This is a genomic window from Candidatus Neomarinimicrobiota bacterium (assembly GCA_041154365.1).
GTDB lineage: Bacteria > Fidelibacterota > Fidelibacteria > Fidelibacterales > Fidelibacteraceae > Fidelibacter > Fidelibacter multiformis.
This window is the reverse complement of record AP035449.1, coordinates 1072938-1093591: the sequence shown is the minus strand read 5'-3', so window position 1 is coordinate 1093591 and position 20654 is coordinate 1072938. Positions and strand designations below refer to the sequence as shown.

At 47.7% G+C, this 20654-nt stretch carries 15 protein-coding genes; 8 read left to right on the top strand and 7 right to left on the bottom strand.

Annotated elements, in window-relative coordinates; genetic code table 11:
- Positions 1–3 precede the first annotated feature (3 nt).
- A complete protein-coding gene (locus strainIA91_RS04745) occupies positions 4–2358 on the bottom strand; it encodes a CehA/McbA family metallohydrolase (protein WP_400167982.1) in 2355 nt (784 codons plus the stop codon).
- A 151-nt stretch (positions 2359–2509) separates the two neighbouring features.
- Between strainIA91_RS04745 and asd the strand changes: the two genes are divergently transcribed.
- Positions 2510–3535 (top strand): aspartate-semialdehyde dehydrogenase, encoded by a 1026-nt coding sequence (asd, locus tag strainIA91_RS04740; protein ID WP_400167981.1) that lies wholly within the window; start codon positions 2510–2512, stop codon positions 3533–3535.
- A 244-nt stretch (positions 3536–3779) separates the two neighbouring features.
- Here asd and strainIA91_RS04735 read toward each other — a convergent pair whose 3' ends face one another.
- The 6 genes from strainIA91_RS04735 to strainIA91_RS04710 form a co-directional block, all read right to left on the bottom strand.
- Positions 3780–5036 carry a glutamate-5-semialdehyde dehydrogenase gene (locus strainIA91_RS04735; RefSeq protein ID WP_400167980.1) on the bottom strand — a complete coding sequence of 419 codons (1257 nt, stop codon included), beginning with the start codon at positions 5034–5036 and terminating at the stop codon, positions 3780–3782.
- A complete protein-coding gene (gene proB, locus strainIA91_RS04730) occupies positions 5033–6178 on the bottom strand; it encodes a glutamate 5-kinase (protein WP_400168238.1) in 1146 nt (381 codons plus the stop codon). Before proB ends, strainIA91_RS04735 begins: the two co-directional genes overlap by 4 nt.
- A gap of 23 nt (positions 6179–6201) precedes the next feature.
- Positions 6202–7689, bottom strand: coding sequence for an aspartate aminotransferase family protein (locus strainIA91_RS04725; RefSeq protein WP_400167979.1), 1488 nt, complete (start codon positions 7687–7689; stop codon positions 6202–6204).
- A gap of 315 nt (positions 7690–8004) precedes the next feature.
- Positions 8005–9183 (bottom strand): argininosuccinate lyase, encoded by a 1179-nt coding sequence (gene argH / locus strainIA91_RS04720; protein WP_400167978.1) that lies wholly within the window; start codon positions 9181–9183, stop codon positions 8005–8007.
- Entirely contained in the window at positions 9180–10433 is a 1254-nt protein-coding gene (locus strainIA91_RS04715; RefSeq protein WP_400167977.1) for an argininosuccinate synthase, read from the bottom strand. The genes argH and strainIA91_RS04715 overlap by 4 nt, the downstream gene beginning before the upstream one ends.
- Before the next feature lie 38 nt (positions 10434–10471).
- Positions 10472–10972 (bottom strand): arginine repressor, encoded by a 501-nt coding sequence (locus strainIA91_RS04710; protein ID WP_400167976.1) that lies wholly within the window; start codon positions 10970–10972, stop codon positions 10472–10474.
- Between the two features lie 346 nt (positions 10973–11318).
- Here strainIA91_RS04710 and ilvD point away from each other — a divergent pair, with 346 nt between their 5' ends.
- The 7 genes from ilvD to leuC are packed head-to-tail and all read left to right on the top strand — an operon-like array spanning position 11319 to position 20654.
- Positions 11319–13013: a dihydroxy-acid dehydratase gene (gene ilvD, locus strainIA91_RS04705; RefSeq protein ID WP_400167975.1), complete on the top strand. Its 1695-nt coding sequence runs from the start codon at positions 11319–11321 to the stop codon at positions 13011–13013.
- Positions 13010–14743 carry a biosynthetic-type acetolactate synthase large subunit gene (gene ilvB / locus strainIA91_RS04700; protein WP_400167974.1) on the top strand — a complete coding sequence of 578 codons (1734 nt, stop codon included), beginning with the start codon at positions 13010–13012 and terminating at the stop codon, positions 14741–14743. Before ilvD ends, ilvB begins: the two co-directional genes overlap by 4 nt.
- Positions 14740–15258, top strand: a complete 519-nt coding sequence (ilvN, locus tag strainIA91_RS04695; RefSeq protein ID WP_400167973.1) for an acetolactate synthase small subunit — start codon at positions 14740–14742, stop codon at positions 15256–15258. The genes ilvB and ilvN overlap by 4 nt, the downstream gene beginning before the upstream one ends.
- Positions 15248–16249, top strand: a complete 1002-nt coding sequence (ilvC, locus tag strainIA91_RS04690) for a ketol-acid reductoisomerase (RefSeq protein ID WP_400167972.1) — start codon at positions 15248–15250, stop codon at positions 16247–16249. The genes ilvN and ilvC overlap by 11 nt, the downstream gene beginning before the upstream one ends.
- 2 nt (positions 16250–16251) lie before the next feature.
- Positions 16252–17835: a citramalate synthase gene (cimA, locus tag strainIA91_RS04685; RefSeq protein WP_400167971.1), complete on the top strand. Its 1584-nt coding sequence runs from the start codon at positions 16252–16254 to the stop codon at positions 17833–17835.
- On the top strand, positions 17832–19376 hold the full coding sequence (locus tag strainIA91_RS04680; RefSeq protein ID WP_400167970.1) for a 2-isopropylmalate synthase: 1545 nt from the start codon (positions 17832–17834) through the stop codon (positions 19374–19376). The genes cimA and strainIA91_RS04680 overlap by 4 nt, the downstream gene beginning before the upstream one ends.
- Before the next feature lie 9 nt (positions 19377–19385).
- Complete coding sequence (gene leuC, locus strainIA91_RS04675; protein WP_400167969.1) at positions 19386–20654, top strand: 3-isopropylmalate dehydratase large subunit; 1269 nt, start codon at positions 19386–19388, stop codon at positions 20652–20654.

Here is a 20654-nt window from a genome sequence, read left to right as displayed (position 1 = left end):
GACTCAAATCAGAGGAGTAATCCATATAGGACTGCTCCAGGCCATCTCGCCGGAAACTGTCGTAACCCTCAGATAATACCAGCTCTCCTGGCCGGGTAAGGGATCCGGATCTGTCCAGGTAAAGCGTGATCGTAAACCATCCCCTCCATATTCGTAAACATCCGAATTATTTTTCACAAGGACAATACGCAGGATAGGATCAGGTGATATACATTCCACAGAAAATTCCGGAACACGATGAGAGGTCATCACATCACCCTGCATGTTGTTTTCACATTCAAATCGTAAAAACAGTTTGATACCGGATGTTGCATAGGTATGCCGGTGCTTCATCGCCTGAAAAAGACTTTCACGGTTCAATTTTTCTGCAATAACCGCTGTCAGTCCGCTCCGGATGCAATTCCGTTTGTACCCGGCTCTGTGATGCCAGATGAGCCCATGAGAATCTGTACTGCCAATCACTCCGAATTTGTGTCCACCCGCCAGACCATCCTGCATAAAACAGCCCTTTTTCCCACCCCGGTGCTGAATGGGGCGGTTTCCCATAAATTCATAGGCACCGTGATTTGAAATAATCTCACAGAGGGGCTGACTGACATCATCTGCATTCTCCCAGTCTGTGCCGGTCCATCCGGTGTGATGAGGAACGGCAATGCCGTCAAAAGTCCGGATTTTTTTCAAAAGATCCTTCGATGTCTTCCAGGGCTCCCGGGTATGATCGATAAGAGGCATTGCAGGATCAACGGCATAGATATTTCGGTGTCCATATCCCTTGTTGGGGTAACGGCCTGTCGTCCATTCAATACCGTAAAAAGTCGCAAAGGCGTCATTGACATTGTAATAATCCGCCACATCTTTCATCATCTGCCAGTCCCCCGGTTGCATGGGACGGCACACAAAGTGATCATGATCGGTCAGGCAGAAAAAATCGTCACCGAAAAGATTCCGGGCCCGGGTGTAGTATTCGTCAGGATCTCCAATGCCATCAGAATAGGCGGTATGGTGGTGTAAATCACCGAAGAAGACGGTTTTTCCCATGATTTTAGGATAAACATCCTGGTAGTTTTCATAAGATGAATTTTTCAGGACAGGAATCTCACCGGAAGGAGGGTATGATTTTAATTTGCTCAACCGGCCTTCCGGCTTGTGGACTTCAATTTTCTGCAAAATGATTTCTCGTAGATCCCGGCGGATTGTATACACCGTATGTCCGTTGACGGCAAGTTCTACAGTCAATCCACGGCCGCCCCAGCCATCCTGTTCCAGACGGTAAGGTTTTTCAAATCCTTTTTGGCTCTGGACCTGTACAAAGAAGTTTTGGGATGGCCTTCCGGTAAGAAACAGCTGCCCGGAATCCAGTGCAGCCAGTTTGGGATACTCAAGGCTTTGGTCTGTGAGATCTTTGGTAAGGTCCATGCCCGGAAGGGAATCCAGATGGCGGACTTTCCGACCGTCGTAGAGGGATAAATAGACCCATCGGGGCATATCCCAGCCCTGTTTTCCTTTTCGCGGGCTGGTATAAGCCACCACAAGATCCTCATTTTGTGATAAGGCCAGAGACGGATGATAATTTCCTGCCGGATGGTCGCTTATGCGGATTGATTCATCGATACGTCCATTTTTCTGAATCCGGGTCAGATAAATCTGGGACTGGAATTCTTTTGTTTCGTGCTCCGCGGCAATATAAAAAGCATCGTCGCCATAGATGACATCGGGATGGCGGACAGGACATTCAGAAGTAAGCGTATGAATAGGACCGGGTTTCCCATCCTTTAAAAGAGTATACCGGCATTGATATGGTTTTTGAGACCCGTCCTGCCAGACGATCATTAAATCACCCTCCGGGGATGAAGCTGTCCGGATCCATCCGCTGTTGCCTGAAACAGGTGCCAGAACCTGCGGAGATGTATCTGAACTCTGATTCACATCCTGAAAAACAATGTCACCGTTTACACCGGATTTTCGAAGCCAAAACAGGTATATATGTTGTGTATCGTTTCCAAATGCAGCCCTGCTGTTGATGGGAAAATCTGATACAGCAACCTTGCTGTCTACCTGTTTCAGATCTTCATTAAAAACAAAAATCTGAATAGATTCTTTATCCCCCTGTTGTTGTGTTAAAGCCACATAGAGTCGCTGATCAAACAGACAGATGCCAGGATAATTGCATTGAACCCCTTCTCCAACAGTGATACCGGGTGATATGGTCCAGTAAGGTGCCTTTGATGCTTCATCAACCCGTGCGTGTTCTTCCCAGAAGCCATTTGCCAAAAGCCGCCCCAGGGGCAAAAAGATCAGACTCCCTCCTGCCAGTCCCGTTTGTTTTAAAAAATCCCTTCGGGTGATGGATTTTGCCATGATATTCCCTGCTTTCTTAAAATGTTACCCAAATTTATAAAGGCAGGCATTAAAATCAAAACAGGCGCTGATTTATATTCTTTCTCTTAAAAACAAGCTGACGGGAAAGGCAGAAGTCAATATATTCCCAACAGTAAACCAAGGAGTTGACGTGAAAATACCAGTCGGCATATTAGGCGCTACGGGGAGTGTGGGACAGCAATTCATACATTTGCTCAGGGATCATCCCTTTTTCGAGATTACTGCATTGGCGGCATCGGAACGGTCTGCAGGAAAATCTTACCGGGAGGCTGTGACCTGGTTCTTATCCACACCTATGCCGGATTTTGTGGAAACTATGACGGTTCAGACCTGTGAACCCAATCTGCCCTGCCGGATTGTTTTTTCCGGATTGGATGCCTCTGTGGCAGGACCCATCGAGACTGCTTTTGCCCGGGAGGGATATACGGTCATTTCCAACGCCCGGAACCACCGTTTTGATGAGGATGTCCCCCTGGTGATACCTGAAGTAAATAGTAACCACCTTGCCCTGATAAAACATCAACCGTATGGCAAGGGGTGTATCATCACCAATCCCAATTGTTCCACTATCGGACTCACCCTGGCCATCAAGCCCCTGCTGGATACCTTTGGTGTGGAAGCCTTGCATGTAGTGACCTTCCAGGCATTGTCCGGTGCCGGCTATCCGGGAGTTTCATCCCTGGATATACTCGATAATGTCATTCCTTTTATTTCCGGTGAAGAGGATAAAATGCGCCGGGAACCCCTGAAAATTTTAGGAACCCTGAACGAGAACCGGATAATACCGGCAGATATTAAAATCAGTGCCCAATGCAACAGAGTACCGGTCATTGACGGACATTTGGAATGCGTTTCGGTAAAACTTAAAAAGAGCACTTCTGAAGATGAAATCATACGTGTCTGGGAAAGCTTTCGTTCAGAGGCTCAGGAAAAAGACTTACCCATGGCACCCCTGCAACCTATACATTATTTTCATGAATCTGCCTATCCCCAGCCTAAGCTTCATCGTCATCTGGATAAAGGGATGGCCGTGTCCATCGGACGTCTTCAAACCTGTCCCGTTCTGGACTATTCCTTTACCCTTTTGTCTCATAATACCATCCGCGGTGCAGCGGGGACGGCTATACTTATTGGGGAAATGATGGTTGAAGAATGAAGAATGATGAATGAAGAATGAAGAATGAAGAATGAAGAATGATGAATTGAATTTAATAATTATGAATGGGGTTACGGGAAAGATTTATGATTTATATTATTAGATATCTTTTTTATCATATTCTTTATTCCCCGGACTGAAATATGGATTTATCAATCATCCAATCTTCCGGGCGGACACACCACCCTTTCGTGCACTTATTCTCTCAGCCTCTCGGGACTCTCTGCGGGAGAATCTTTACCCCTCATTCCCTCGTCTGACCTTCTCCCAAAACCACAAATTTTTTCGTGGTGAGCGATTCCACTCCCATGGGACCATAGGCATGGAGTTTGGTGGTGGATATGCCGATTTCAGCGCCCAGCCCCAATTGTCCGCCGTCGGAAAAACGGGAGGATGTATTGACCATCACGACAGAGGAATCAATCCCGCGGATAAACTGTTGGGCGACCGATATATCCTGAGTTGCGATGACTTCCGTGTGATTGGATCCGTATTTTTCGATATGATTGATCGCTTCATCTACCGACGAGACGCATTTTACAGCGATTTTTAAATCCAGGTATTCAGCAAAATAATCCTCTTCCGTGGCGGATTCTGCCTGGGGAAAATACTTTTGCGTCACCGGACATCCTTTAAATACCACATCTTTCAGGCGAAGTTCTTTTTCAATCCGGTTTAGAAATGCTTCGGCAATTTTTTCATGAATCAACAGAGTTTCCAAGGCATTGCAGACTCCGGGACGGGATGTTTTTCCGTTTACCAGGAGTTCCATGGCCATATTCAGATCAGCTGCCTGATCCACATACAGATGACAGACTCCCTTATAATGCTTGATGACAGGTATCCGGCTGTTCTCATCCACAAAACGAATGAGTCCCTCACCTCCCCGGGGAATGACCAGATCAATGGTTCCATTTAACTTCAGTAGAGTGTGAATGCTATCGCGGTCTGTAGAAGGGACAAATGCAATAATTTCTTTCGGGAAACCGGATTCCTGCAAGGCCTGGTGCAAAACTTCTACAATCGCCGTATTGGAATGAAAAGCTTCCGATCCTCCCCGGAGAATCACCGCATTTCCCGCTTTCAGGCAGAGCCCGGCCGCATCCGATGTTACATTGGGGCGTGCTTCGTAAATCATGAGAATCACTCCCAGAGGAATGGCCATCCGTCCCACCTGAATACCGTTGGGGCGGATTTTAAACTGATCCATCACACCGACCGGATCAGGCAAGCGGGCAATTTCAAGCAATGCGTCTGCCATTCCTTGAATCCGTACATCATCCAGGATCAGCCGGTCAACCAGGGCATTTGACACTCCTCTTTTTCGTGCTTCCTCCACATCTTTTCTGTTTTCCACCTGAATGAAGTCACTCCGCTCTGTTAAAAGTTTGGCCATGCGGTGTAAAAGCGCATCTTTATCTTTGGAGCTCAAAGAGGCAATATATCGGGATGCCGTTTTTGCTTTTTCTGCCATTGTGATGATTTTTTTCTCTTTACTCATATCAAATCCTCTTTTTTTACGGTACTTACAATCACCATATCATCCCGGTGGACGATGGAACTGCTGGCAAAATAGCCCAGGACATCCTGAATTTCATGACTCTGACGTCCTGTCAGTTTTCGCATATCTTCCGAATTATATTGCGTAAGTCCCTTTGCGATGAGATTTGCCTTGGATACACTCTCCCGGTAAATTTTAACGGCATCACCATGATCGAATTTACCGTAGATTTGTACCACACCCGACGGAAGCAAAGAGGCCGACCGGTGGAGAAGTGCTTTGGCGGCCCCTTCATCCACCACAATTTCACCACTGGAGGGCAGGGCATGGAGAATCCAGTGTTTTTTCGCCGCCCGTGGACTCATAGTCCGGTGGAAGAGGGTTCCCACGAATTTCCCCCGGGCCATCAAATCAAAATTTTCTGCCTTTTTCCCATGGAGAATGACCACATCAATCCCCCGGGATGTGGCTTTTTCAGCGGCCTGAATCTTGGTCCGCATACCCCCTACCGCCATGGGATTATTCGAATCCCCGGCGATACGATACACCGAATCATCGATTTTGCGGACTTCCGAAATCAGACTTGCTTCTTTATCCAGATGAGGATTACCGGTATAAAGACCGTCAATATCGGAACAGATAAACAGGATATCTGCTTCCACCAGATCTGCGACATGGGCTGAGAGGTTGTCATTATCCCCTACCTTTAATTGTTGCACAACCACCGTATCGTTTTCATTCACAATCGGCAGTGCCTTCAAACGAAGAAGTTCCAGAAGGGTATTTTTGACATTGATAAACCGCCGCCGGTTCAGGAGATCATCATGGGTAATCAGCAACTGGGCACAGGGATAATCAAAGAGCTGTTTCCATAAAAAGAACATCATGGGTTGACCAATGGCCGAAAAAGCCTGTTTCCGTGGAATAGAAAGGGGTGTATTCCGTGGATACTGGGGTTGGGTACTCCATCCTGCAGCAACGGCACCTGAAGAAACGACAATAACCTCCTTTCCATCCTGTATACTCTGGTTGATGAAGTTGGCGATGGGTAAAAGGTATTTTGTGGCACAACCTCTCCCGTCCGGGGCAATAATGGAGCTCCCGATTTTGATAACACACCGCTTCCAGGGGGGAAGCTTTATGGCTTTATACTCTTTCATGTTTTTTACATCGTATCTTGTATGCTTTTTTCCAATGCTTCAAGAAAGTAAGTAACTTCCTTTTCTGAAATGATGGTAGGAGGAAGAATCCGCAGAAATTTATCTGTAGACAGGCTGGACATGACACCATGATCTTTCAGGGCTTCCTGTACGGCATGGACCCGCTCAGAGGAGCCCAGGGAAAAGGCAATCATGAGTCCCCGGATCCGGATTTCACCGGGAAGTCCGTATTTTTTGGACAAGTGCTTCAGTCCTTCTTCAAACTGTCTGCTCCGGGCTACCACATTGCCTGTAACATCCAGTTCCCGCATTTGACGTGTGGCAATCAGGGCAGCTGTCATAGCCATGGGATTACCGCCGAATGTGGACCCGTCGTATCCCCCTTTCATGGCCTGGGAGATCTCTTTCCGTGTCACAACAGCCGTTACCGGATATCCACCACCAAATGATTTCCCAATAGTCATGATATCCGGAATCACGTTGTATCCCATGCAGGCAAACCAGTCGTTTTGCTTGATCGCCGTCCTGCCGAAACCGGTCTGGACCTCGTCGGCAATCACAATGGCCCCCTTTTCCCCTGCCAGTTCAAACAATTCATCCATAAAAGTCTGAGTGGCTGCCAGATTTCCGGCTTCTTCACCCTGGATCATTTCAAGAATGATAATTTTGGCATTCTTTTTTTCCATGAGTGTCCGGACACTCTCAACATCGTTAAAATCCGCAAAGTGGACCCAGTCCTCATGATCCAGTCCAAAAGGCTTCCGGTATTTTTCGTTCCAGGTGACAGATACTGCTCCATGGGTCCGTCCATGAAAGCCGTTTTTAAAGGCAATCACATGACGCGAGCCGGTATAGGCCTTGGCAATTTTCAGAGCCTTATCCACGGCTTCTCCACCTGAATTCTGAAAATAAAAGTAATTCAGTCCCTTTGGCATCATGGGCATGATGGTTTTTAACAAACGGGTCCGGGCAATCTGAACCCTGTCTTCCTTCATGGAGATAAGCTGAGATGCCTGGTTATAAAGTCCTTTGGCAATCTCTTCGTTTGACATTCCCAGGTTGGTGGCACTGTAATTGCTGTCCATATCCAGATAGGTTTTCCCTTTTGTATCCATCAACCAGCAGCCTTTGCCGGATACAGGTACCAGATCTTTTTCCAGGGTGGATACAGGGATTTTATAGGTTTCGTGCATCTCAACGGCTTCATCCGTCGATATTTCAGATGCTATTAACTGATCCGCAATAAACAACAGAATGTCATCCGGTATATCGGCAGACACCAGATAATTGCATATTTTCTCTGCGATATCCTGCGTTATTTCCTGTCTTTTCGGGGATGTACCCAGGATACTCCGGATATTTTTTGAATATTCATTCATATTTTTCTTCGAGATATTTTCCAAAACTTCCAAAATTCTTTCCGGTGTTGCATTTAAGCGTTCCGGATGCTGTGATCTGTCATTGATCAGTACGTTCATTAATTTTTGTTTCATTTTATCACCTATGGTTTAGTCGACAGTCGACAGTCGGCAGTCGAAAGTCGAAAGTCAAAAGTCGAAAAGTCAATTGCCACTTGTTACACATCACGCGTTACGCGTCACTTTTTCAGTCGGCAGTCATCAGTCGAAAGTGGACAGTGACGAGGAGATTGGAGGTATTGATTCGATTGAATAGATTGATTTGAATGATAGGTCAGGAGCGCAGCGACGCCAACTTCCAACTTCTAACTTCCAACTTCTGAAAAAGCTGCGAAGCAGCGGTAAAAATCCAATTCATCATTCATCATCCAATTCATCATTCATCATTCATCATCCATAATTCATCATTACACTTCTATATGCTTCCCGAAAACTCATTCCCTTTTTCACCAGTTCATAGACCTTTTCGGTGGCATAGAGTTCATTGGTCATGGCTTTTTTACACTGCTCTTCATTCACAGTCAGATTTTCAAAGACAAGAGTCAGGATACTGATGGTTTCCAGAAGGATTTCCAGGGATTTCATCACCGGTTCTTTCAGGAGTTGAAAATCCCGGTGATAACCGGAGATCAGGTTTCCGATAAGGGATTTAACCTGCATTTCATAGCCCAGCACCACATGGTAGTTGGCCCGAACCAGTTCAAGGACATCGGGGTTTTTCTTCTGGGGCATGATAGAGCTTCCGGTGAGAAAAGCATCAGGGAGTTCAAAGAAACCAAAATCCGGCAGGGTATACAGGATGAGATCGGTGGCGGTCTTATTGGCATCAAAAAGGATAAAACCGGCCAGATGGAGCAGGGCGGCTTCAAATTTCCCCCGGCTGGACTGAACGTAGGCTGGATTTTGCTGAACTTTGGAAAACCCTAATTCTTCCGCGACCATTTTCCGGTCCAGATTCAGGGGCACACCATATCCGGCCCCGGATCCCAGGGGGGACTGATCCACCAGGTCATACACACTTTTCAGCTGAAGAAGGTCATCCTCCAAAGCCTCGCTTAAGGCTCCAGCCCAGAGTCCCACACTGGACGGCATGGCTTTCCGTGTATGGGTATATCCGGGGATTGGAATGGCACCGGAGGATTCAATCAGTTTATCCACCGCTTTTTTCAGGGATTTTAATTCATCTTTCAGGTGCGTCAGACGATCCTTATAATAAAGCCGGAGTGCCGCCAGTACCTGATCATTTCTGGAACGTCCGGTATGGATCTTCTTGCCCGTCTCCCCCAACGATTCTGTCAACCGGTTTTCAATCGCCGTATGACAGTCCTCATCCTTAAGCGTTACCGGAAAACGTCCGTTATGATTCAGCTCAATGATCCGGTCCAGTTCATTGAGGATTTTTTCCAGCTCATCATCCGTGAGGATGCCGATTTTACACAACATAGAGGCATGGGCTTTGGAAGCCAGGCAGTCATAATCCACCAGTTTTTGATCGATGAGGTAATCCTCACCGACGGTAAAGGCTTCAATCCGGCTGTTCAGGGTGTATCCTTTTTGCCAGAGTTTCATTGTCTTCTCTTCCTCCATCTATAGGGATCGTGGTTTCTCAGGAGCAGATTATGGGCTTTCAGACGGATGGCATTGATATTGATAAAACCCAGGGAATCCACGGCGTTGAACCCTCCTTCGATATCCATGCTGGACAGATCTTCATTGTAGAGGGATGTGGGGGATTTTCTGCCGATTGGCTGTACATTGCCCTTATACAGGGACAGGCGGACGGTCCCGTCTATTTTTTCCTGGGATTTTTCGATGGCCGCCATAATAAAATCCATTTCCGGAGAAAACCAGAACCCGTTATAAATCAGTTCAGAAAACTTCGGGATCATCATATCCCGGAGGTACATCACTTCTTTATCCATGGCAATGCCTTCCAGGTCCCGGTGTGCAGCCCAGAGAATGGTGGCACCCGGTGTTTCATATACACCTCTGGATTTAATTCCAATGAAACGATTTTCCACCATATCCACCCGTCCGATACCATTTTTCCCTGCCAGTTCATTCAGATAGAGAAAGAGCTCCAGCGGCTTTTTTTTCACCGTCCCATCATTTAGATTTACCACAGACACAGGAAATCCATCTTTAAATTCAATCTCAATGATAGTTTCCACATCCGGTGCCTTTTGAGGTGAGAGGGTGTGGCTAAACATCTCTTCCGGCGGCGAATTGTCCGGATCCTCCAGAATCCCTGCTTCATGACTGATATGCATGATATTTTCATCTTCACTGTAGGGCTTGGATTTGGAAGCCGTGACGGGAATGCCAAATTTCTCTGCGTATTTCAGCATGTCGGTCCGCCCTTTGAATTCAAAAAGAAATTCCGGATCCTTCCAGGGGGATATCACTACGGCATCGGGATGGAGGGCATAAAAAGCAAATTCAAACCGGACCTGATCGTTGCCTTTGCCTGTCGCACCATGAGCCAGCAGGTTGGTCCCCTCCCTTTCCGCAATCTGAACCTGCCTTTTGGCAATCAAAGGCCGGGCCAGGGCTGTCCCCAAAAGGTAACGCCCTTCATACAGTGCATTTCCCCGGAGAGCAGGAAAAATATAATCGGTAACCAGCTCTTCCCGGAGATCTTCCACATACACTTTGGATGCACCGGTCTTCAGAGCTTTTTCCCGGACCTTTTCAAAATCATCTTTTTGTCCTACATCAGCCACATAGGCAATGACATCAAAGCCCTTTTGTGTGAGCCATTTTAAAATGACGGAGGTATCCAAGCCGCCACTGTACGCAAGAACAATCTTTTTTTTCATTTCCATTTTTGTATGCCTGTCATCCTTTCTTACTTTTTTTATTCTATATCGAATGATACCCGCCCCATTAGCCTGTCCTGAAGCCGGGGAATTCGGTCCAACAGGGCTGTCACGAATTCCTCCCGGGTTGTTGATTCTTCCAGAATAATCAAAACCGTATCATCACCGGCCACAGTGCCTGTCACTTCTTTTAATTCCAGCTTGTCCAGAAAAAGTCCCACTGTTGGCGCAAAGGACGGCTGCGTCTTCATCACACCCAGATTTGCAGAAAATCGCAGGGAGCGGACACTGTCCGCCGGGAAATCCTGGGCAAAGACCGAATCCTCGTTTCCTCCAAATTGATCAGGCAGGGTGTAAACATGACCATATTTTGGGTCCGCAACCTTTCCAACCCGCAAGGCATTCAAATCCCGGGATAAGGTAGCCTGGGTAATCTGAATCCCCATTTTCTTCAAAAGCGTCAGCAATTGATCCTGGTGGTTGATCTTGTGGGATTGAAGCAGTTGTCGGATTACTTCATGTCTTTCATCTTTTTTCATGGCTCCACCTGTATATTATTTCACTATCTACGCATAATTATACATTTTTAAACAAAATATTACAAGCGTTTGTTCGATATTTTTGAAATTTTATCCCCAAAACAGCCTAAACGGACTCATTTTATTTTTTTATAAAAAAAGAATTGACATATTTATTCTATCTCTTTAAAATCAATTAATTGAAAAAGGGACAAAATAATACCATGAAACAGCTCCTTCTTCACATTCTGCCTTTAACCATTATCCTAATTCCGGGAGAGAAGGGGTGATGTAAATTATTTTTCCACATAATTCACAATAACCCCTTCCGAAAGAAGGGGTTTTTTTTTGAGAAAGGATTTTGACCATGCGTAGTGATGAAATCAAACAAGGAATAGACCGTGCACCCCACCGGGCATTGTTACGGGCGACCGGTAAACGGCGTGAAGATTTTAACCGTCCCTTTATTGCCGTGGCAAATTCGTATACAGACATTGTACCGGGACATGTAAATCTTCCGGAAGCAGGAAAGATTGTCAAAGAAGCCGTATATGCACGTGGCGGACTTCCATTTGAATTCAACACCATTGCTGTGTGTGACGGCATTGCCATGGGACACATGGGTATGCGCTACAGTCTGCCCAGCCGTGAATTGATCGCCGATTCCATGGAGACCATGCTTTGGGCTCATGCATTTGACGGACTGGTATGTATACCCAACTGTGACAAAATCATCCCCGGTATGCTCATGGCCGCCATGCGGGTGAATATCCCCGTTATCTTTGTCTCCGGAGGTCCCATGAAAGCCGGCAGAACTCCGGAAAACAAAACCGTGGATCTGATATCGGTCTTTGAAGGAATCGGTGCCTATAAATCCGGCCATATTTCCTCAAAAGAACTTGAAACAATCGAAGCCTGTGCCTGTCCCGGCTGGGGAAGCTGTTCCGGTATGTTTACGGCAAACTCCATGAACTGCCTGTGTGAAGCATTGGGTCTGGCCTTGCCGGGAAACGGGACAATCCTGGCGGAAGATCCCCGGCGAAAAGACCTGTACAGACAGGCCGGAGAAAAAATCGTTGATCTGGTACAACAGGACCTTAAACCCCGGGATATTGTCAACAAAGATTCACTCAACAATGCCATGGCCCTGGATATGGCCATGGGAGGTTCTACCAACACGGTTCTGCATACTCTGGCAGTTGCTGCCGAAGCCCGTGTCCCCTATACCCTTGAGGATATGGATGCCATTTCCAAAAGGGTCCCCACCCTGTGCAAAGTCTCCCCATCCGGTTCATATCACATAGAGGATGTGGAACAAGCCGGTGGAATATCCGCCATCCTGAATGAATTGTTGAAGTCACCTGGTATGGTGACAGGAAATTGTATCACCGTCACGGGAAAGACCCTTGAAGAGAATGTCCGGGATGCCGTAATTCTCGATCCGGCCATCATTCATCCTTTAAAGGATGCTTACAGTCCAACCGGCGGGCTGGCCATCCTAAAGGGAAATCTGGCACCTGAAGGCAGTGTGGTGAAGTTTGCCGGAGTGGCAGAATCCATGCTCACCTTCACAGGAAAAGCGGTGATTTTCAACAGCCAGGAAGAAGCATCCCGGGGAATATCCGAAGGAAAGGTACACGCCGGCGATGTGGTGGTGATTCGTTATGAAGGTCCGAAAGGTGGTCCCGGCATGCAGGAGATGCTCTCCCCCACTTCCCTGATCATGGGGCACGGACTGGGAGAGAAAGTTGCGCTGATTACGGACGGCCGTTTTTCAGGCGGGACCCGGGGTGCCTGCATTGGTCATGTGGCTCCGGAAGCAGCCGCCGGAGGGCCTATCGGATTCCTGAAAGACGGAGATATGATTGACATCGATATTCCGGCAGGTAAACTATCCGTACGCCTGAGTCCGGAAGAACTGGCGGACCGGAAAAAAGTCCTGAGTCCTCCGGAACCACGGGTAAAAACAGGTACATTAGCCCGTTATGCCCAGATGGTTGGTTCCGCCAGTGAAGGAGCTGTTTTAAAAGCCTTTAACACTCAAACCCCGAGGTCAAGATGAAAGGCGCTGAAATCGTCATAGACGCCCTGAAGAAAGAAGGGGTGAATACCGTATTCGGTTATCCGGGGGGTGTGATGATACCCATTTTTGATGTTCTCTATTCAACGCCGGAAATCCGTTTCCTTTTGACCCGGCACGAACAGGGAGCAGTCCATGCGGCAGATGGCTATGCCCGTTCTACCGGAAAAGTAGGTGTCTGCATGGTCACATCCGGCCCCGGTGCAACCAATACCATCACCGGCATTGCCACAGCCAAAATGGATTCCATCCCCCTGGTCATCCTGAGCGGACAGGTCCATACGAATAGTATCGGAACCGATGCATTCCAGGAGACGGATATGGTTGGGTTAACCCGTTCCATCTGTAAACACAATTACCTGATTAAAGATGTGAATGATCTGGCCAAAACCATAAAAGAGGCTTTTTATATCGCCCGTTCTGGTCGTCCGGGACCTGTTTCCATTGATCTGCCTGTAAATGTGCTGAATTCCAAAGTGAAAAATTACGTCTATCCAGAAAATATTCATCTGCCGGGTTATAAACCTGTCATTCAGGGAAATCCCATGCAGATTGAAAAACTGGCCCGGGCTATTGAACGGGCAAAAAAACCACTCCTCTATACCGGTGGCGGGATCATCAGTTCCGGTGCCACTGAAGTCCTTCATGGATTGCTGGATAAAACACAAATTCCCATTGTTGTCACGCTGATGGGACTGGGCAGTATCCCTTATGATCATCCCTGTTTCCTGGGAATGCCCGGTATGCATGGGACCATTGCTGCCAATAAAGCACTTACCGAATGTGACCTGCTCATTGCGGTAGGTGTCCGTTTTGACGACCGGGTAACCGGTCCCCTCCATACCTTTGCACAACAGGCTACAATTGCCCATATCGATATCGATGCTGCAGAAATCGGAAAAAACGTAAAAACCCATCTGCCCATTGTCGGCGATGCTGCCCATGTACTGACAGAATTGACTGAACGGGTTAAACCCCGTTTGAAGGATGCCTGGAATGATCGAACCGAATACTGGAAGGAAAAATTTCCCACACGGTATGAGCAAAAAGATCAGGGGACAGTAATCCCCCAGTATGTCATCGATGCACTGAATCAGGTAATTGATCCCGAAGCGATTGTCGTGACGGATGTGGGACAACATCAGATGTGGACCGCCCTGTATCACCACTTCCGGAAACCCCGGCATTTTCTCAGTTCAGGCGGCCTTGGAACCATGGGATTCGGACTTCCGGCAGCCATGGGGGCAGCTCTGGGAAATCCGGATAAACAGGTTGTCTGCATCACCGGTGACGGAGGTCTTCAAATGAATATTCAGGAGCTGGCCACCTGTGCCATCAACCGTTTCCCGGTGAAAATTATTGTCATTAATAACGCCTATCTGGGGATGGTCCGGCAATGGCAGGATCTCTTCTGGAATAAAAAATATTCACAGGTCTGTCTGAAACGGGGACCGGATTGTCCACAAGAATGCCGGGGGCTGGATGAGCATTGTCCACCGGATTATATTCCGGACTTTGTGAAAGTGGCTGAAGCCAACAGTGTAAAAGGTCTGAGAGCTGCCAAACCGGGTGAAGTTCTCCCGACTCTGAAAAAAGGACTTCAACATACCGGACCGGTTCTCATGGAATTTTTGGTGAGCAGGGAGGAAAACGTCTATCCCATGGTCTCAGCCGGAAAACCCCTTACGGATATCCTGACAGGAGAAGAATGATGGTGGAAAAACATACGATTATTATCACAGTCACAAACAGTCCAGGTGTGCTTGCCCGCATATCCGGACTCCTTTTTCAGCGGGGTTATAACATAGAAAGCGCCATTGGCGCACCCACCGAAGACCCTGACATTTACAAAGTCATCCTGGTGGTTCAGGAAAGCGATGAACACATTGAACAGATTGTCAAGCAGCTGAATAAACTTATCGGCACCATCCGGGTGGTGGACATATCCCATAAAGACAATTACATCGTCCGGGAATACATCATTTTAAAACTGGAAGTGCAGCAAAAAAACCGGACAGACCTCCTGGAACTGGCTCGTCACTTTAATGCCCATGCCATTGATATCGAAACGGATCATATCATCATGGAGCTCTCGGGAAATCCCCGGAAAATTGACCGTTTTATCGAGCTTGTCCGTCCCTTCGGCATCAAGGAATATGTCCGGAGTGGCGAATTTGCCATGTCTGAATATCAAAAATCAAAAAAAGGAGAAAAAAATGGCGATTAAAATGTATTACGACAAGGATATTGATACACAGATCCTGAAGCAAAAAACCGTAGCTGTCATCGGGTATGGAAGTCAGGGACACGCCCAGGCACAGAATCTTCGGGAAAGCGGTTTTAAGGTGATTGTATCGGACGTTGAAGGGTCTGACAACTACAAACTTGCCCTGAAACATGGTTTCAAACCAAGATCCGCCGAAAAGGCCAGTGCAGAAGCTGATATTGTGCAGATACTTTTACCGGATGAAATCCAAAAGAAGGTCTATCATGAGTCTATTGAAAAAAATATGACAGCCGGAAAAGCATTGGTGTTTTCCCATGGTTTCAACATTCATTTCAATCAGATTGTCCCACCGGAAAATGTGGATGTGTATATGGTGGCACCTAAGGGACCTGGTCATTTAGTCCGCTCCCAATTTGAAGCCGGTGCCGGTGTACCTTCCCTGATTGCCATCTATCAGGATGCCACGGGACAGGCGAAAAGTCTGGCTTTGGCCCATGCAAGTGGTATTGGTGCCGGCCGGGCGGGTATCATTGAAACGACTTTTAAAGAAGAAACAGAAACCGATCTCTTTGGTGAACAGGCTGTCCTTTGCGGTGGCGTTACCGAACTGATCAAAAGCGGTTTTCAAACCCTGGTGGATGCCGGTTACCAGCCTGAAATCGCCTATTTTGAATGCCTGCACGAAATGAAACTGATTGTGGACCTTTTTTATCGGGGTGGTATCAGTGGGATGTATTACTCTGTAAGTGACACGGCGGAATACGGCGGCATGACCCGTGGACCACGTCTGATTGATGCAACGGTTCAGCATAAAATGAAAGAGATCCTCCGGGAGGTCCAGGATGGAACTTTTGCTGAAGAATGGATTCATGAAAACCAGACAGGCCGGAAAGTTTTAACAGAAAAACGCCGGGAACATGCCGAATTGCTCATCGAAAAGACCGGGAAAAAACTGCGAAACATGATGGCCTGGTTACAAAAGGACGCATAGGTATGAATGTCACCTTGTTTGACACAACCCTTCGGGATGGATCCCAAAGTGAAAATATCTCCTTTTCTGTGGAGGATAAACTCCATATTGCCCACAAACTGGATGAATTTGGGATCCATTACATCGAAGGAGGATGGCCCGGCTCAAATCCCAAGGATATGCTTTTTTTTCAGAAGGTCCGGGAGGAAAAGTTCCGGCATGCCCGCATCGTAGCCTTTGGTTCCACCAAGCATGCCCGGAATTCTGTTGAAAAGGATCCAAATATCAAAGCCTTGCTGGACGCACAAACGCAGGCTGTTTCCGTATTTGGGAAAACCTGGATTTACCATGTTGAGCAGGCATTACGCGTCACCCGGAAACAGAATCTGGACATGATCCGGGAGAGTGTAGCTTACTTGAAAAAACACGGCCGGGAGGTTATCTTCGATGCCGAGCACTTTTTTGACGGATTCAAAGACAATGCCGATTATGCCATGGCCTGTCTGAAAGCTGCAGAATCGGCCGGTGCCGATGTCCTGGTACTATGCGACACAAACGGTGGAACCCTGACCCATGATCTTGCCGGGATTGTAAAATCTGTACATAAGGCTGTAAAATCCCCCCTTGGGATCCATGCCCACAACGATTCAGATCTGGCAGTGGCCAACAGTATTGCGGCAGTCATGAACGGAGTAGTCCATGTTCAGGGGACCATCAATGGTTACGGAGAGCGCTGTGGCAATGCCAATTTATGCAGCATCATCCCCAATCTTCAGCTCAAGGCAGGATATCGTTGTATCCCCGATGAAAATATCTCCAAACTGACGGCAATTTCCCATTATGTGAGTGAAATCTCCAACCTGATCCTGAATAACACCACCCCTTTTACCGGCAAAAGTGCCTTTGCCCATAAGGGAGGAATTCATGTAAGTGCCGTCATGAGAAAACCTGATTCATACGAACATATCCAGCCGGAAAAGGTGGGGAACAAACGGCGTGTGCTCATTTCGGATCTGGCTGGAAAAAGCAATATTCTGTTTAAAAGTTCCGAATTGGGCCTGGATCTGGCTTCAGACAAAGAACGGATTCCTGAGATTATCAAACAGTTGAAAGAGATGGAACACGAAGGATATGAATTCGAAGCCGCCGAGAGTTCCCTGGAACTGTTGATCAAGCGGATGAAGCAGGAATATCCAAACTTTTTTACCCTTCAGGGATTCCGGATACTGAATGAAAAGGACGAAAACAATGAAATCCGGTCGGAAGCTACAGTCCGGGCTGTTGTAGACGGACAGGAAGAGCATACAGCGGCAGAAGGTGTAGGACCGGTGAATGCCCTGGACAAGGCTTTAAGGAAAGCCCTGATCAAATTTTATCCGGAAATCGAAGAGATGAAACTCACCGATTACAAGGTTCGTGTGATTAATGCCCGGGCTGCCACATCGGCAAAAGTCCGGGTGTTGATCGAATCTTCCACCAATGGAAAAACCTGGAGTACGGTCGGTGTATCGGAAAACATCATCGAAGCAAGCTGGCAGGCTCTTACAGACAGTATATCTTACTTTTTAATGAAACGACATCAACATAAACCTTTGGAGACATCATGAGCAAGCGACGTATTATTCTTTTCGACACAACTCTCCGGGATGGCGAACAGAGTCCCGGAGCATCCCTTACGGTCAACGAAAAACTGGTGATCGCCCATCAGCTGGCCCGTTTGGGAGTGGATGTGATTGAAGCCGGTTTTCCCATCGCCTCCGAAGGGGATTTTGAAGCGGTAAAACAGGTCGCCCAAAACATTAAGGGACCCTCAGTATGTGGCTTGGCCCGGGCGAATCAGGCAGATATTGACCGGTGTTGGGAAGCGGTAAAATATGCTGAAAAACCCCGCATCCACACATTTATCGCCACATCAAAGGTCCATCGTGAAGACAAGCTGAAAAAGAGTCCGGAAGAAATTATCGAAATCACCCGGAATGCTGTAAAGAGGGCGAAAGGGTACTGTGATGATGTGGAATTTTCTCCGGAAGATGCCGCACGAACCAGTCTGGATTATATGTGTGATGTTGTTCGGGCTGCCATTGAGGCCGGTGCCACCACCATCAATATCCCCGATACGGTAGGATATGCCGAACCAAAGGAATTCGGAGACCGGATACGCTATCTGTTTAAACACGTGCCCGAAGCAAAAAATGTGATCATCAGCGTTCACTGTCATAACGATCTGGGAAATGCCGTGGCAAACTCCCTGGCAGCAGTCGAGGCCGGAGCAACCCAGGTTGAAGGCTGTATCAACGGCATTGGTGAACGGGCAGGGAATGCGTCTTTGGAAGAAATCATCATGAATCTGATAACCCGCCGGGATTATTTCAATGTAGACGTGGCCGTAAACACCCGGGAAATATATAAAACAAGCCGGCTTCTGGCCAATCTGACAGGACTTGAAATTCAGCGGAACAAACCTATTGTAGGAGCCAACGTGTTTGCCCATGAAGCCGGGATACATCAGCATGGTGTATTGCAAAACCGCGAAACCTATGAAATCATGAAAGCGGAAGATGTGGGCTGGACAGGCGAAAACCTGGTGATCGGCAAACATTCAGGTAAACATGCCGTCACAGCCCTTCTGTCTGAAGAAGGGTTCCAGCTTTCGGATCATCAAATCCGGCAAATAACGGAAAAAGTAAAAGACCTGGCAGATAAACAAAAAATGGTGGAACGGGATGATGTGATTGCCATTGCCCGGGATGTGACCAACCAGCTCTCTGAAGAAGAACAATATGTCAAGATCGAGGAATTTGCCGTCTTTACCGGGTCCAATATGACACCCACCGCTTCGGTTAAACTGAGAGTTTACGGTGATCAGAAAACAGCTTCGGGAACCGGTGACGGTCCGGTGGATGCTGTAAGTAACGCCATCTGGAATGTCATTGATCCCTCTTTGAAGCTGGTGGAATATAACCTGAAGGCCATCACCGGGGGGACCGATGCCCTGGCGGATGTCTCCATCAAGCTTTCTGACGAGTCAGACAACATATACATTGCCCGGGCACTGGATGAAGATGTGATCAAAGCCAGTGTGAAAGCCATCATCAAGGGGATTAACAAAGCACTGAACTATAAAGAACGAACCCTTCAAAACAGTTGAGAGGATATTGTGGGATCAACTATTACTGAAAAAATACTGGCGGCCCACAGCGGCCGTGAAACCGTCCGGCCGGGTGAACTGATAAACGCCGAAATCGACGTCATCATGTGTCATGACGTCACAACCACACCGGCCATTGACCTGTTAAAAGCCCATGGAAATCTTCATGTAGCCTATCCGGAGCGCGTAGTGATCATGCCGGACCATTTCGTACCGAACAAAGATATTAAATCTGCTGAAATGGTGGCAAAAATCCGCCGTTGGGCCAAAGAAGAGAAGATTGAAAAATTTTACGAAATCGGTCGCCATGGTGTATGTCATGCCCTGTTACCGGAACAGGGACATGTACGCCCTGGGACGACCATCATTTGCGGGGACAGTCACACATCCACCCATGGAGCATTGGGTGCCTTTGCGACGGGAATCGGCAGTACCGATCTGGCTGCAGCTTTGGCAACCGGCGAACTCTGGTTCAAGGTTCCCGAAACCATTCTTTTTAAAATCAACGGAACCCTTCAGAAGGGAGTTTTTGCCAAAGATGTAATTCTGGAAATCATCCGGCGCATTGGTGTGGACGGAGCCTTGTACAAAGCTATGGAATTCACCGGAAATGTAGTGGAAGAATTTTCTGTTGAATCCCGCATGACTCTGTGTAACATGGCCATTGAGGCCGGTGCCAAATCCGGCATCATCAACCCGGATGACAAAACACTGGATTATGTGCAGTCCCGTTCAAACGAGATTTTCGATGTCTACACCAGCGATCCGGACGCAGAATACAGTGATGTCATTGACATTGACGTATCGGATTTGGAACCGATGGTAGCCCTTCCCCACCTCCCCTCCAACGGCAAGCCTGTATCGCAGATCGGAAACATTCCCATTGATCAGGCCTGGCTGGGTAGCTGTACAAACGGACGAATTGAAGACCTGCGGAAAGCGGCAGCTGAAATCAAAGGCAAAAAAGTGGCCCAGGGTGTGCGGATGATTGTTGTTCCGGCCACATCAGATATTTGGAAACAGGCCAACCGGGAAGGGTTGCTGGATATATTCATGGAAGCCGGAGCCACAGTTTCTGCTCCCACCTGTGGTGCGTGTCTGGGCGGACACATGGGGATTCTGGCAGCCGGTGAACGGTGTATCAGCAGTACAAACCGGAATTTTGTCGGCCGTATGGGAAGCCCGGAATCGGAAGTTTACCTGGCCAGCCCCGCCACCGTTGCCGCATCCGCCATCGCAGGAAAAATCGTAAACCCCAATGCATACAGACAGGATTGA